Source organism: Allokutzneria sp. A3M-2-11 16, assembly GCF_024213555.1.
Lineage (GTDB): Bacteria > Actinomycetota > Actinomycetes > Mycobacteriales > Pseudonocardiaceae > Allokutzneria.
This window is the reverse complement of the sequence record NZ_JANAVO010000007.1, coordinates 166,622-180,661: the sequence shown is the minus strand read 5'-3', so window position 1 is coordinate 180,661 and position 14,040 is coordinate 166,622. Positions and strand designations below refer to the sequence as shown.

General features: G+C 68.6%; 16 protein-coding genes. 10 read left to right on the top strand and 6 right to left on the bottom strand.

Annotated elements, in window-relative coordinates:
- Nucleotides 1-139 precede the first annotated feature (139 nt).
- Entirely contained in the window at nt 140-496 is a 357-nt protein-coding gene (locus NLX83_RS29665) for a cytochrome P450 (protein ID WP_254238514.1), read from the top strand.
- A gap of 39 nt (nt 497-535) precedes the next feature.
- Here the strand turns inward: NLX83_RS29665 and NLX83_RS29660 are convergent, their stop codons facing one another.
- Nucleotides 536-1,294, bottom strand: a complete 759-nt coding sequence (locus tag NLX83_RS29660) for an SDR family NAD(P)-dependent oxidoreductase (protein ID WP_254238513.1) — start codon at nt 1,292-1,294, stop codon at nt 536-538.
- A gap of 65 nt (nt 1,295-1,359) precedes the next feature.
- On the opposite strand from NLX83_RS29660, the gene NLX83_RS29655 reads away from it, so the two are divergent.
- The 4 genes from NLX83_RS29655 (at nt 1,360) to NLX83_RS29640 (ending at nt 4,565) form a co-directional block, all read left to right on the top strand.
- Nucleotides 1,360-1,821, top strand: a complete 462-nt coding sequence (locus NLX83_RS29655) for a MarR family winged helix-turn-helix transcriptional regulator (protein ID WP_254238512.1) — start codon at nt 1,360-1,362, stop codon at nt 1,819-1,821.
- 54 nt (nt 1,822-1,875) lie between these two features.
- Nucleotides 1,876-3,057: a serine hydrolase domain-containing protein gene (locus NLX83_RS29650; protein WP_254238511.1), complete on the top strand. Its 1,182-nt coding sequence runs from the start codon at nt 1,876-1,878 to the stop codon at nt 3,055-3,057.
- A 109-nt stretch (nt 3,058-3,166) separates the two neighbouring features.
- The gene (locus tag NLX83_RS29645; RefSeq protein WP_254238510.1) at nt 3,167-3,964 is read left to right on the top strand and encodes a MerR family transcriptional regulator; all 798 of its coding nucleotides are present in this window, start codon (nt 3,167-3,169) and stop codon (nt 3,962-3,964) included.
- Between the two features lie 43 nt (nt 3,965-4,007).
- A complete protein-coding gene (locus NLX83_RS29640; protein ID WP_254238509.1) occupies nt 4,008-4,565 on the top strand; it encodes a hypothetical protein in 558 nt (185 codons plus the stop codon).
- Nucleotides 4,566-5,731: 1,166 nt separating this feature from the next.
- On the opposite strand, the gene NLX83_RS29635 is transcribed toward NLX83_RS29640, so the two are convergent.
- The gene (locus NLX83_RS29635) at nt 5,732-6,913 is read right to left on the bottom strand and encodes an AI-2E family transporter (protein ID WP_254238508.1); all 1,182 of its coding nucleotides are present in this window, start codon (nt 6,911-6,913) and stop codon (nt 5,732-5,734) included.
- Nucleotides 6,914-7,129: 216 nt separating this feature from the next.
- Nucleotides 7,130-7,276: a hypothetical protein gene (locus tag NLX83_RS29630; RefSeq protein ID WP_254238507.1), complete on the bottom strand. Its 147-nt coding sequence runs from the start codon at nt 7,274-7,276 to the stop codon at nt 7,130-7,132.
- A gap of 32 nt (nt 7,277-7,308) precedes the next feature.
- Between NLX83_RS29630 and NLX83_RS29625 the strand changes: the two genes are divergently transcribed.
- The 3 genes from NLX83_RS29625 to NLX83_RS29615 all read left to right on the top strand — a co-directional run bounded on the left by NLX83_RS29625 (nt 7,309) and on the right by NLX83_RS29615 (nt 9,317).
- Nucleotides 7,309-8,538 (top strand): cyclase family protein, encoded by a 1,230-nt coding sequence (locus NLX83_RS29625; protein WP_254238506.1) that lies wholly within the window; start codon nt 7,309-7,311, stop codon nt 8,536-8,538.
- An 87-nt stretch (nt 8,539-8,625) separates the two neighbouring features.
- Complete coding sequence (locus tag NLX83_RS29620) at nt 8,626-8,871, top strand: hypothetical protein (RefSeq protein WP_254238505.1); 246 nt, start codon at nt 8,626-8,628, stop codon at nt 8,869-8,871.
- Nucleotides 8,868-9,317 (top strand): SRPBCC family protein, encoded by a 450-nt coding sequence (locus NLX83_RS29615; protein WP_254238504.1) that lies wholly within the window; start codon nt 8,868-8,870, stop codon nt 9,315-9,317. Before NLX83_RS29620 ends, NLX83_RS29615 begins: the two co-directional genes overlap by 4 nt.
- A gap of 16 nt (nt 9,318-9,333) precedes the next feature.
- Here NLX83_RS29615 and NLX83_RS29610 read toward each other — a convergent pair whose 3' ends face one another.
- On the bottom strand, nt 9,334-10,758 hold the full coding sequence (locus NLX83_RS29610) for an amidase (RefSeq protein WP_254238503.1): 1,425 nt from the start codon (nt 10,756-10,758) through the stop codon (nt 9,334-9,336).
- Nucleotides 10,759-10,920: 162 nt separating this feature from the next.
- Here NLX83_RS29610 and NLX83_RS29605 point away from each other — a divergent pair, with 162 nt between their 5' ends.
- Complete coding sequence (locus NLX83_RS29605) at nt 10,921-11,961, top strand: serine hydrolase domain-containing protein (RefSeq protein WP_254238502.1); 1,041 nt, start codon at nt 10,921-10,923, stop codon at nt 11,959-11,961.
- A 99-nt stretch (nt 11,962-12,060) separates the two neighbouring features.
- Nucleotides 12,061-12,654, top strand: coding sequence for a DinB family protein (locus tag NLX83_RS29600; protein WP_254238501.1), 594 nt, complete (start codon nt 12,061-12,063; stop codon nt 12,652-12,654).
- Between the two features lie 38 nt (nt 12,655-12,692).
- Here NLX83_RS29600 and NLX83_RS29595 read toward each other — a convergent pair whose 3' ends face one another.
- Together NLX83_RS29595 and NLX83_RS29590 are read right to left on the bottom strand one after the other, a co-directional pair.
- Nucleotides 12,693-13,394, bottom strand: a complete 702-nt coding sequence (locus tag NLX83_RS29595; protein WP_254238500.1) for a class I SAM-dependent methyltransferase — start codon at nt 13,392-13,394, stop codon at nt 12,693-12,695.
- A gap of 97 nt (nt 13,395-13,491) precedes the next feature.
- The gene (locus tag NLX83_RS29590; RefSeq protein ID WP_254238499.1) at nt 13,492-14,010 is read right to left on the bottom strand and encodes a hypothetical protein; all 519 of its coding nucleotides are present in this window, start codon (nt 14,008-14,010) and stop codon (nt 13,492-13,494) included.
- Nucleotides 14,011-14,040: the final 30 nt, after the last annotated feature.

Genomic DNA, 14,040 nt, shown 5'->3' with positions numbered 1-14,040 from the left:
GCGGATGTAATTTGTTTTGGGGACACGGGCGAGCAAGAGCATCAACACAGGCGATTGTGTCCAGTCGACTCGTCCGCTAGACATCTCAGTGCGTCTGGTTTTCGCAGCCGAGCCACCCAAAAGGACGAGTGAGCCGGGTATGCCTTCCTCCCCATCAAACACGAAACGACTTGCGAGACTCGGTTTCCTCGCCACTGTCCAGGGTTTTCGTCGCGATCCGTTCAAGCTGTTCACCGACATCGCCGCACTTCCGGACGGGCTGGCTACCGCGAGTGCGCCCGGAATGCGAATTGTATTCATCACCCATCCGGATCACGCGCACCACGTATTGCAAGAAAACCACCAGAACTACGACAAGAACGCGATCATCTACAACAACGCACGACCCTTCCTGGGCAACGGCCTGCCGGTCACTCACGGCGGTGAGGACTGGGTTCGCCGCCGCAGGCTGATGCAGCCGGCGTTTCAATGTCGTGGTGCTCTGACGCTTCGCTAGAGCCCCGATGCCGTGGCGCATAACGGAAGAACGCTCGTTTCAGCGGGTGAGGTGGCGTCCGCCGGCTACCGAAACCGCCTCACCGTTGACGTGGCTGTTGGCGGCGGAGCCGAGGAACACGGTGAGGGCGGCGACGTCCTCGGGTGTGCAGATGCGCAGCGTGGGCGTCTTCGCGGACTCCGAGTCGACGGCCTCCTGGCCGAGACCCGGGCTGGTGAGCGCGCGCTCGGTGAGGGTGAAACCGGGGCGCACCACGTTGGTCAGCACGCCGTGCCGGGCCTCGCGGGTGGCGAGCACGCGGGCGGCGGACTCCAGCGCGGCCTTGGCGGCGGGATAGGCCACGCCCGCGGGCAGGGGCTGTTCCACGATGTCGGTGGAGATCACCACCACGCGGCCCCAGCCCGCGCGCCGCATTCCGGGCAGTGCTCGCTCGATGGTGGCCATGGTGCCCGCGACGTTGCTGGTCAGTCCGTCGATGAGGGTCTCCCTGGTGTCGGTGCGCGCGGTCGGCCACGTCACCGCGTTGGCCACCAGCACGTCGATCTCGCCGAGTTCGCGTTCGACGTCGGCGATCGCCTGGTGGACGGAGCTCTCGTCGCGCTGGTCGACGCGCACGGCGACGGCCCGGCCGCCTGCGCCGGTGATCTCCTCGACGAGGGCGTCCGCCCGGTCGCGGTTGGTGTGCCAGGTGAGGGCGAGCGTGGCGTGCTCGGCGGCGAAGGCGCGGGCGATGGCGGCCCCGATATCACCGGACGCGCCGGTCACGAGCACGACGCGATCGCGAAGTCCCAGGTCCATGCGGTTCCTCCAGGTAGTTAGTCGGCTAGCTATTAGTCGACTATACAGATCGGTAGGCTGGGTGTGTGGACCTGTCGGAGGCGATGCGCGTCAACCGTGCGCTGAACAAGATGAGCAAGCTCTACCGCGAGGCCAAGACCCGCAGGCTCGCCGCGCTGGGGCTGCATCCCGGCCAGGACGTGCTGCTCTGGCTGCTCGCGGGGGAGGCGGAGGGGATGACGATCTCCCGGCTGGCCGCGCGGCTGGGCATCGAACCGCCCACCGCCACCCGCAGCGTCGCGCGGTTGGAGGGCGGGGGCTGGTTCCGCCGCGAGCCCGTGCCCGGGGACCGCCGTCAGGTCCGCATCGTCGCCACTGAGGCCGGGCGCGCGCTCGTGCCCGAGATCGAACGCGTGTGGGCGGAGCTGGCCGAGGACGCGCTGGGGCCGGTGCCCGCGGCCGGGCTCGACGCCTTCCTGAACACGCTCGAAGAGGCCAACGACCGGCTCCGCGCGCTGATCGGCGACGAGGTCCTGGCCGACGGCTGAACTCCGGGCAGAGGGAGTTGACCCCGCCCCAGGGTCAGGCTGAAGCCTGGCCGCATGAGGAACAACATCACTTTCACGGCTCGGCTCGCGGTCACGGCGCTGGCGGTCACGTTGCTGGTCGGGGTGGCCGCTCCGACCAACGCGGCAGTGCCGGGAGCGGCTGCCGGGCGGGAGCGCCCGGAGTTGCGGGAAGCCATGCAGGCGTTCGTCGACATCGGTTTCGCCGGGATGCAGCTGCGCGTGCACGACGAGCGGGGCGAGTGGGTGGGCAGCGCCGGGGTGCGGAAGTTGGGCGAGCCCGCGAAGCCGGCGACGAACGGACGGTTCCGGATCGGCAGCAACACCAAGACCTTCGTCGCGACAGCAGTACTGCAACTGGTGGCCGAGGGCAAGGTCGGCCTGGACGCTTCGGTGGACGACTACCTGCCGGAGTTCCGGCTGGACCGGCAGATCACGGTGCGGATGCTGCTGGCGCACACCAGCGGAGTGTTCAACCACACCGGCGACTACTACAACGGGACGGCCATGCCGGGGCTCCCTTCGACGGGCCAGGAATGGGTGGACAACCGGTTCCACACCTACCAGCCCGACGAACTGGTCCGGTTCGCGTTGTCCAAGCCGCCGGTGTTCAAGCCGGGGAGGGACTGGAACTACTCCAACACCAACTACACACTGGCCGCACTGCTGATCGAGAAGTTCGCACCGAGCCACTCCTACGCCGAGGAGATGGAGCGGCGGATCCTGCGGCCGCTCGGGTTGCGGGGCACCGAGGTGCCGGGCGCCCGGACGGGAATCCCCGGCCCGCACGCCCACGGCTACTACCACTACCAGGACGCTGGCCAGTGGAAGACGGTCGACGTCACTCGCCAGAACCCCTCCCTGATTTTCGGTGCCGGTGACATGATCTCGACCACCCAGGATCTCCACACGTTCTTCTCCGAGCTGATGAGCGGCAAGCTTCTGCCGGCCCCGCTGCTGGCCGAGATGCGCACGCCGCACCCGAAGAGCGGCTACGGCCTCGGGCTGTACGTGGAGGACGCGGGCTGCGGCGTCACCGTCCTGCGCCACAACGGCAGCACCATCGGCTACGGCGCGTTGATGTACAGCACCCCCGACGGCAGGAAGACCCTGACCGCCTCGGTCACCGGCGGAGACACCGAAATCGACCTGGCAGAGGGGTACCCGAAGGCGTTGCGCAACCTCCTCGACGAGGTGTTCTGCGGCGGGCTGGCCTGACGGGCCCAGCAGGCTCAGTCGACGGGGGCCGAGCACCACGGCCCCCGTGCGCGTTCGGGGGTGCCGGGCGGGTTGACCTTGACCTCGGGTCAGGCTTCACACTCCTCGCATGGCTCCCTCGACGGGAACGACGACCGGCGGCGTCACGATCGGTCAGGCGGCGGCGTTCGCCGGGGTCACGGTGAAGACCGTGCGGCACTACCACCAGCACGGGCTGCTCGACGAACCACCACGCGACAGCTCCGGCTATCGACGGTACGGATCGGCCGACCTGCTGCGGCTGGTCCAGGTCCGGACCCTGGCCACCGCCGGCGTACCACTGGCCGAGGTCAGGCCGCTGCTCGACGCCGACACCGAGCAGTTCACCGCCGGGCTCGTCGACGTCGAACAGCGCCTCACCGAGCGGATCGCCGACCTGATCGCCCGGCGCGACACACTGCGACAGCTCACCGAGGGCGACCGGCTCCTACTGCCCGACCGCGCTCTCGCGATCCTGGACCGGCTCACCGATCTCGGCTTCGACCCGGACTACGTGGCCAGCCAACGGGAAGCCCTGGTGCTGGCCAGGGCACTGGCGCCGGAGCTGTTCGACATCTTCCTGACCCAGCTCGAACACCGGCTCGACGACCCCGGGTTCGTCGACCTGACCAAGCGCGGCTGGGACGCGCGGTCCTGGGATCCGGACGACCATCGGATCGACGACCTCGCGTCCGCGCTGGCCGACAACCTGCTGGCCAACCCCGAGCACCTGGCCTTGCCAACGGACTACCAGCCCCGGCCCGACGACGTCACCCGATACGGGCTGATCAATCACCACCTCGAAGATCACGCACCGACCTGGACACGGCTGAACACGCTCGTCGAGGCCAAACTGCGCGCCGCGGGCGTACCCATCCCACACCAATGACAGCGACCTGACACCCTGTGGTGACCGACCGTTGGGAGCCCGCATGACTGTTCCGCCGCACCACTCGCAGCAGCAGTTCACCCCGTACTCGCCAGCACGGTCGCGCTCGGTGCTGCTGTGGGCAATCGTCGGTGGCGCGGGTGTCGTCGTGGCCGTCGTGGTTGCCGTGCTGGTGGCTCACGCTGGGGGAGACCGTGGCGTCACCGACAGCCACGCGGCCAGCGACCGCGACGGCGAACCCGGGACTTCCTACGACCTCAGCACTCCGCAGCGAGCCGCGCGGTCCGTGGCCACTGCCTCGAAGGCCGGTGACGGAAACGCACTGCTGAAGCTGACCTGCGTCGGTCATCCCGATTGCGTCCGGCGATTCCACGCGGACACCACCGACAAGGAGGTCACAGCCTCCCAGGACAAGATCCGTGACGGGGTCCACGAGCTCGCCGCAAAGCTCGACCAAGCCACGTTCGCCCCGCCCAACAACGGATCGAAGCCCGGTGTGAAGGAAGTCCGCTACCTCACTCCGAACATGAACGGAGACCAGTACGGTGCGATCTCGTTCGTCGAGTTCAACGGCAACTGGCTCTACTACAACGCGCGGTGAAATCCACTGATGGGGGCATGACGGCTGGTCACTACGCCCATCTGGGCAGCTACAGCGATTGGGTTCGGCACACCGGGATCGTGGAGCGCAGGAGCGTGCGGCCCGACCCTCGGCACGTGCGGGAGGTGGTTCGCGACAGCCTGCGAATCCCTGCCTTCGGGGAGGAGGCTTTCCCGGCGGACGTGCGCGTCGAGCGGCGCTGGGCCGCTGATGGGCTTGTCGGGGAAGAGCTTTCCTACTCCGCGGGCTTCGGCCCCCGCACGAGGGCGTGGGTGCTCAAACCCGCCGACGCGGGCGGCCCGTTGCCGGGAGTGCTGGCGTTGCACGGCCACGACGGTGTCAAGTACTACGGCAAGGAGAAGATCGCCGACGGCCCCGACCCCGTACCGGCCGCGGTCACCGCGCTGCGGGCCGGTCACTACGAGGACCGTGCCATCGCCAACGACCTCGCCCGCGCCGGCTTCGTCGTCCTCGTCTCCGACGTGTTCGGGTGGGGAAGCCGCCGGTTCCCGCTGCACGAGATGCCACCGCAGGTGCAACGGCTGGGAGAGCTCACGGCCGGAGCAGCCGCAGCGCCGGGAAACCCCGCCGAGACCGAGCTCTACGACGCGGCCGCCTGGCACCACGAGCACCTGCTGGAGAAGTACTGCGCTCTGTTGGGCACCACCTTCGCCGCCGTGGTGGCCAGGGAGGACCGCCTCGCCTTGAACTACCTGCGGTCCCGGCCTGATACCACCAACCGGACCGGCAGCGTCGGTCTCTCCGGTGGCGGCTGCCGCTCGGCGTTGCTGCGCGCCGCCGCTCCCCAGCTGACCGCCGCCGTCGTGGTCGGAATGATGAGCAGCTACGAGGCTCTGTTCGACCACAACGTCATCGACCACACGTGGATGGTGCTGCCGTCCGGTTTCGCCTCGCACGCCGACTGGCCGGATCTCGCCGCCTGCCAGGCCCCGGCGCCCCTGCTCGTGCAGTACAACCGCCAGGACCACTTGTTTCCCCTCGCCGGGGCACGCGCCGCGCACGACCGCATCGCCGAGCACTACGAAGCGGCAGGTGCCGCCACCGCCTACAGCGGCCGGTTCTACCCGGGCCCGCACAAGTTCGACCTCGCCATGCAACGGGACGCCACAGCATGGCTGCGCGACCGGCTGGTGGCCGACGGGCCGTCAGGCTGTGTCGAGGCGGGGGAAGAGCACTTCTTCGGCGAGCAGCAGCACGGCCGCGGCGACGGGGATCGCGACCAGGGCGCCGATGATGCCGAGCAGCGTGCCGCCGAGCAGGACGGCGACGATGGTCACCAGCGCCGGAACCTTCACCGCGGAGCCGATGATCTTCGGGATCAGCAGGTAGTCCTCGAGCAGCCGGTAGACGACGACGAATCCGACGGTCGCCAGGCCCACCGGTGGCGACACGGTGAACGCGACGAGGCTGACCAGCACTCCGGCGACGGTGGAGCCGACGATGGGGATCAGGTCCAGCACGGCGACGGTGATGGCCAGCAGCACGGCGTAGGGGACCCCGAAGCTCAGCAGCCAGATCAGTGTGAGCAGCCCGGCGATGGCTGAGACCGCCAGGTTGCCCAGGACGTAGCCGCCGACCTTGGCGAAGATCTCATCACCGATGAGGACGGCGCGCGGCCGGCGGGAACGCGGGATCAGCCGGTACAGGGCGGTGCGGAACCGGGGTAGGTCGGCGACGAAGTAGATCGTGAGCACGACCAGGATGAGGACGTTGGTGACGGCGTTGAACACAGCCTTGCCCGCGCCCAGCACGCCTGTGAGCCCGGCGCCGCTGAACGCGGTTTCGACGAGCTGCTGCAGGCGGAGGCGTTCGTTGAGCTGACCGAGGATCGTGCTGTGGTCCTGGACCTGGCGGAAGTACTCCGGCGCCGCGGTCACCAGGGCGGTCGCCTGGTCGACGAGGACCGGGATCGCGGCGGTGAGGAAGCCGCCGACGGCGACCAACGCGACGGTGACGACCGTGGTGACCGCCAGCCAGCGCGGCAGGCGCCGCCCGACCAGCCACGACACGGCCGGTTCCAGGCCGATCGCGAGGAACAGCGCCAGACCGAGCAGGATCAAGATCTCCTGCGCGCCGATGACGAGCTGGATCAGCCCGTAGGTGACGGCGACACCGGCCGCGGCGGCCATGCCGACCAGGAACGGCGACCGGCGGTCCAGTCGCTTGCCCAACGGGCCCAGCGGTTGGTGTGGCGTGCTGATCTCGGCGGCCTCGGCTTCAGCCTCGGCGACCGTGCCTTCGTCATCGGTGTGCGGCTGGCTGACCAGTTCGTGATGTCCGTCAGCGGCGGACTCGGTCTCATCGGCGGGGTCGGACGAGGACGTCATCGGGACACCGTTCTGCCAGCACCGGACAACAGGGAGCACATACCGGAACGGCAACGGAGACCGCGTCGCCCCGATGTCCTGACGGACGGGCCGTGTACTCCACGCGCGCGCAGCCTAGCGAGCACAGGGACTCGGCGCCGACTTGAGCCGTTGGGAAGCAAGGGTTTTCGAGCGCGAGCAGCGATATGACCCGCTGCGGGTTGAGCGCGACCGCGGTCATGGTGTCGCCGGTGCTCTTCGGCGATGCGGGAGCAGGAACAGTTCGTAGTCCACGGAGACGCCGAAGGTGCAGAACATGGACGCGTTCCTCTTCGCAGTGGTGCCGATCACGTCCTGAGCGTCGTAGGCTGCCCGTATCGTCACCCGGCCGTGGGTCACCCGATTGGGGAGTCACAATGCATCCGGAGCTGCTGAAGAACTACCTGAATCGCCGCGAAGCCCTTGGTCTCGCGGGAAAGGCCGGCGTGGTCGCGGCGACGGTGGGCACCGCCGGCGCCTCGACCGCTGACGGCTCTCCGCGCGGCGGGATCAACGACGTCCCCTTCGACTACGGCAACCTCGCCGCCTGGGTTCCCGGGCCGTACGGACCCGACGACCAGCGCGGCAGCTTCAACGAGGTCACCGAGGAGAAGACGGCCAAGGCGCTGCGCGGCGTGCTCGGCGCCCGCGAGGTCAGGACCTACAACCTCGGCCAGCTGATGTGGAACGGCATCCCGGCGTTCATCACGACGCCGGTGCGCAGCTACGAGCAACGGCTGACCATCGGCGGCTACCGCTCGCCCCGGTTCGAGGCGGAGGGTGGGATCGTCCAGTTCCGCGACCCCGGTGGAACCAACCGGTTAAGCCTGCACGAGGAACGCTTCGCCGCGGTCCAGACTCCGGGCTACGACCGGCCGTACTCGACGACCTACCAGATCGGTACGCAGCTCGACAACCTGAACCACATCGGTTACGGCGAGTACTTCTACAACGGCCACCGCGGCCCGGACATCGACCAGCTCTACGGCACGTCCAAGCTGGGCGCCGAGCACGCCGGCCCGATCGTGACCCGCGGCGTTCTGCTCGACATCCTCGGCCTCAAACTGGCCAAGGGGGACAACCGGGCGCTCGGCCGGCCAGCAGCCAACGGCAAGCCGGTGCTGGCCAGCAACTACCGGATCACCGTCGAGGACATCAAGCAGGCCATGGAGTTCGGCCACATCCACCGGTTCGAGCCTGGCGACGCGATCGTGTTCCGCACCGGCTGGAACCAGCTGCTGCACCGGGTCAACCGGCAACCGAATCCGGCCGACATCACCCGGTGGGGCGGAGCCGAGGGTCTTCCGGGCATCTACCTCAGGGAAGCGCGCTACCTGGCCCAGTTCCGTCCGGCGCTGATCGGCAGCGACACCTGGGCACTCGAAGTGGCCGGCAACGTGGCCAACAACGACGGCACCGCGTTCCCGGTGCACCAGGACCTGATCATGCGTTTCGGGATCCGGATCGGCGAGTCGATCGTGCTCGACGGCCTGGCCCGCGACCGGGTCCACGACTTCGTCTACATCGTGACTCCGCAGTTCGCTGAGGGCGCCACCTGCGGCAACACCCCACCGGCCGCACTCGGCTGTCCCCGTACCCCGAGCTGACGGCTCGTCGGGCCTGCTGATGGTGGCGGCGCTGCCGATGGACACCGTCGCCGCGCATCTCTTGGCGAATCGGTGTACCATGTTACCATGGTAACAGTCGAGCGAACGCAAACGGGAGTCCGGCTGGAGCGGAACCTGTTGAAGGTGCTCAAGGGGTTGGCCGAGTACTTGGACATCTCCTTGGGGGAACTCCTGGAGGGGATCGTGTTGAACGCGTTCGAGGGCAAGCAGCCCTTTGAGGAGGCGACGATGGACAAGATCCGGCAACTCAGCGCGGTGTACGGCATGTCGCTGTCGGCGGCGGACACGCACAAGCTCAAGGAATCCCGGTGAGTCCCGGCGCCGAGTGCCGCCTCGTCGGCGCACTGCGGGTGCCGCTGCCGCCCGCGGAGGCGTTCCGGCTGTTCACCCCGCGTGGCGAAGAGAGCTGGGTGCCGGGATGGCGACCGGAGTTCCCGGTACCGACCGAAGATGACACGGCACCGGGAACGGTGTTCCAGACGCGCGCCGACGGAAGGACGACGACGTGGGTCGTCCTCGCGCGGCAACCCGGCCACTTGCTCCGCTACGCCCGGCTCACCCCGGAAGTCTGGGCGGGCACCGTCGAGGTCGAACTGACACCGGCCGGCGATGGCAGCGAGGTCAAGGTCGCCTACGAACTCACCGCGCTGAGCGAGCCGGCACGAACCGAGTTGCGCGAGTTCGCCGATCGCTACCCGGAGTTTCTGGCCACTTGGTCAGAAGCGATCACCGAAGCTCTGACCGGCGTCCACCGTTGAGGACAGGAAAACCGGTCTACTGTTCGAGCAGTTCGGCCAGCCGCAGCGGAGTGCGGTCCTCGAACATTGGACCGATGAGCTGCACTCCGACCGGCAGGCCCTCGGGGGACCGGCCCGCGGGTATGGCGGTGGCGGGCAGGCCGGGCATGGTGGCCAGGCCGGCCCAGACGAGCTGGTCGAGGTACGGGTACTCGACGCCGTCGATGTCGATGCGCCGCTCCAACAGGTTGGGTTCGTGGTCGTGCGGGAACGCGGGCGTCGGCGTGATCGGGCACACGACGGCGTCGAACTCGGCGAACAGCTGCCGCCAGCCGTGGCGGTGGAGCTCGCGGCGGTTGTTCGCCTCAATCCAGTCGCCGTGGCTGAACACCATGGCGCGCAGCCGAGTAGCGTCCAGGCTCTGGTCGTCAGCGCGCAGTCCGGCGGCGCGGGTCCGCAGCTGCTCGTGCGACTCGATGGGAAAACGCGCAACGGAGCCCGAAATCAGCAACTGCATGTAGATCGTCGCGGCTTCGGTCAGATTGGGCAGCAGTGGACTGTGCCGTTCGACGCGGGCGCCGCCGTCGACGAGCGCGGCGGCCACCCGGTTCACGCCCGCTCGCACGGCGGACCCGGTCGGAATGAGCGGATGCTCGTCGAGGACCAAGACCCGGAAATCGCCGAGCCGCTCGTGGCGCGCGGGCGGCAGCCTCACGTCGTGCGCGACGCCGAGCGTCAACGGGTCCGGCCCGGCCATGACGTCGAGCAGGAGCGTGAGGTCGCGGGCGGTGCGCGCCATCGGCCCGACGACGGCGAGGTCGAGGTCGACCGGCAATGCGGGCGCGGGCGGCGGGACCATGCCGCGGTTGGCCGCCAGCCCGAGTGTCGGCTTGTGTGCGTAGACACCGCAGAAATGCGCAGGGGTGCGCAGCGAGCCCGCGATGTCGGAACCGATGGACAGCGCGCCGAATCCGCACGCCAGGGCCGCCGCCGACCCGCCTGAGGAACCGCCCGCCGTGCGACCGTGATCCCACGGGTTGTTGGTGGTGCCGTAGATCTCGTTGAAGCTCTGGATGTCTTGCGGTCCCAACGGCACATTGGTCTTGCCGAGCACCACCGCGCCCGCGGCCTTCAGCCGCGACACCTGTACCGCGTCCTCGGGCGGCACGTAGTTCCGGTGCGGCGGCATGCCCCAGGTCGTGGGCAGCCCGGCGATGTTGTAGGACTCCTTGACCGTCACCGGAATACCGAGCAGAGGCCGGTCCTCGCCGCGGGCGCGAGCCTGGTCGGCACGGCATGCGGCGGCCCGCGCACGGTCGAAGTCCGGCACGCAGATCGCGTTGATCACCTTGTCGTCGCGCTCGATACGGGCGATCGCCTCGTCGGTCAGTTCCACCGAGGTCACTTCACCGGCACGCAAAGCAGCCGAAAGCTCGTCGGCCGATTGAAAATTCCACTCCATGAATCCGACGCTATCGACCTGCCTCAGAGGACATAAAATTCCGCTTCGCGCAACGGAATGGATGTCTCAGCGCTCATTGTTCTCCTTTCCGGCCACAGACTGTCCGGTGGCGCTCAGCGAGTGCCAGCGACGTCGATGCGATGATGTCGACCCATGGAGAGGGTGGCTGAGTTCATCGAGGCCGAGGTATCGGCCGACCGGTTGCCGGGCGCTGTGGTGGGGGTCGTGCATCGCGGCCAGGTGGTCTTCTTCGAAGCCTTTGGTTATCGGGACAAGGCCAGAGGTGCCCCGATGACGACGGACGCCTTGTTCTGGATCGCGTCGATGAGCAAGCCGATCACGGCGGCCGGCGCGATGCTGCTGGTCGAACGAGGTCAGCTCGTACTGGATGAGCCGATCAGCACGTACCTTCCCCAGTTCGCCGGGTGGTCGGTGCAACCGACAGTCCTCGACCTGCTCAGGCACACGGCGGGCATGCCTGAGGGGTTGCTCGGCGACTCGGCGGTGCACAAGCTGTACGCGGAGGCAGTGGGCGACGGGATGACGGACCTGACCGGTGAGGAGTTCGTCAGCAGGTTGAGCGCGCTGCCTCTGCTGCACGAACCGGGCACGATGTGGCACTACGGCTGGGGGCTGGACCTCACGGGACTGATCATCAAGTCCGTGGTGGGCGCGTCGCTGGGTGACTTCCTGCGGGGCGAGGTCTGCGCGCCGCTGGGGATGTCGGACACCACCTTCGGTGTTCCGGAGGGGCGTCGAGACCGGTTCGCCCGCCCGTTGCCGCCGCATGTGCTGCCCGATCTGTCGATCGCGCGGTTCCACTCCGGTGGGGCGGGTCTGGTCAGTACGGCGGGTGACTACCTGCGGTTCGTCCAGATGTTGCTGGACAAGGGAAATCCGCTGCTCGGCCGCAAGACCGTTGAGTACATGCTGTCGGACCAGCTTGCCCCGGGCACGGACACCAGCAGCCTGGAGAAGCCGGGCTGGAACCCCGGGCACGGTTTCGGCATCGGGCTCGCGGTGCGGCGGCGGATCGGTGGTTCGCCCACCCCGGGTTCGGTGGGTGAGGTGACGTGGCCGGGCGCGGGCGGCACGACGTGGTGGGCGGACCCGAGCGAAGACCTGGGTGTCGTCGTGATGGCGCACACCACGGCCAAGATCGAACCGCAGCTCAGGGCAATCGTGCAGCGATCCCTGCGATGAACGCCCGGCGATCGTCGGACGGTCAGATCGAGGACAGGAACTGACCTTTATGGTCGGCAGACTCGTCTCCACACCACCCTGGAGCCTGGAGGTCGAACAATGTACGCACCTGCCCAGCACGACGAGGTCACCGGCCTGGTCAACTACATCGACGAGCAGCTCACGGCCATCCGCGCCGCCGCGTTCGGTCTGACCGAGGAGCAGGCGCGCGAGACGCCGTGCCGGAGTGCGCTGTCGGTCGGGGGCATCATCAAACACGCGGCCTACGTCATGCGGGGAGCGCTGGAGCGGTTGACAACCGAAGTCACCGAGCAGCCGGTCGATGCGGCGGCGTACGCCGCGTTCACCGACAGTTTCACCGTGCGCGATGACGAGACGGTGGCCGGGACCATCGAGGACTTCGACCAGCTGCGGGCTCAGCTGCTGGCCACGGTCGCCGCGACCGATCCGGCCGGCGACACCACAGCGCCTCCCGCGCCGTGGCACGGGATCTTCGACGCCCGGCCGATCCACGCTCGCTACTTCCTGGTGCACCTGGTCGAGGAGTGCGCCCGGCACGCGGGGCACGCCGACATCATCCGCGAGCAGATCGACGGTGTGGCGGTGCCGACGCTGGCCCTCACCCTGGCCGGGGCGAGCGCCAACGACTTCTTCCAGCCGTACCAGCCTGCCCCGGGCACGCTCCTCGCGTGAGGTGCGACGCCGGTCTCACACCACTGCGACCGCGTCGGTCACTGGCCGGTGGCCGCTTTGCGCCCGAGGATCAGGGCGCCGCGTTTGGTCAGCCACAGCGGGACGTCCACCTGGTCGGCCGCGGTAGCGGCGGCGCGTGCGGGCACGAAGCGGGCGCGGAGGTAGTCCTGGACCGCTTGCCGATCTGGCAGTCGCAGAAGGGGCTCGTCCCAGGGCCGCACATCCACCTCGGCGAAGACGGTGGCAACGATCTCGGGTGCGTCTTCGGAGTCGAACGGCGACGGGGCCGGTGTCCAGACGTGGGCGAGCTCGGGGGAGTCGTGCCGGCTGATGCACGCGGCGATCAGCAGTCCGCCTGGGCGCAGGACCCGGTGCACCTCGATGAGGGCCTCCGCCGGACGGGGTAGGTGGTCGAGGATGTTGACGGCCACCACCGCATCGAAAGCGGCTTCGGCGAAGGGCAGCGCCGCGGCGTCGGCCTGCACCGCCGGGAAGGTGACGGTGGCGAGCATTTCGGCGGAGGCATCGGCACCGGCCAGCCACACCTGGTTCGAGGTGATCGCCGAGGACAGCTCGCCTTCACCGCAACCGAGATCGAGCACGGTGCGCGCACCCTCCTGGTGGAGTGCGCCAGCGATGGTCGCGTACAGGCTCACACCGGGTTTCAGGTGCTCGCGCGTGGTTCGCATGCCGAGCCGATATCGATCGGGATCGGCATCGTAGTCACGTGGTGTCGTCATCGCCGCACGATGATCCCATCCGGCGCAGGGGCGCGTTCTGTCCCCGATCACGCGGGCTTTTCAGGTTGGCTAGCTGCGGGGCAGCTGGGGCAGCGGGTCACCGTGACGTGCGGGGGCCGGCGAAGCGCTGGAGCAGCGGCGGACCGGCGATCGCCAGCGCGACGACGCTGCCCATGAGCGCGACGTGCGAGCAGGCGAGGTGCGCCGCCTGCAGCACGTTCAGCCGGACCCCGCCCACGTCGAGCAACTGGACGCGCTCCAGAAGACCGCTGTGCAGGTCGAAGGGGTAAGGCCGGAACAGGTCACCGGCCGACACGATCGCCTCCGGGATCGTCACCGCCACCGCGATCAGTCCTAAGAGGACGGTCGCGGGCCGTGCGGCGGCGAACCCCGCGAGCCGCGACGGCGCGAACACCAGCAGCAGGCCGATCACGGGGAAAGCGATGTGCTGGACCAGAAAGTGCTCGATGATCTTCGCCTGGCCGGGCACCGACGGTGGCTCGACGAATGGCCGGACGAGGAGCTTGAGCTCGAACAGGCCCTCCACGAGAAGGCCGAGGGCGCCGATCAGGACGGCCAGTTTCACGGCTCGCATGAGCCAGCGGTCGTGTCGCACGAGCCCTCCTCGATCAGTCGCGGGTGCGTG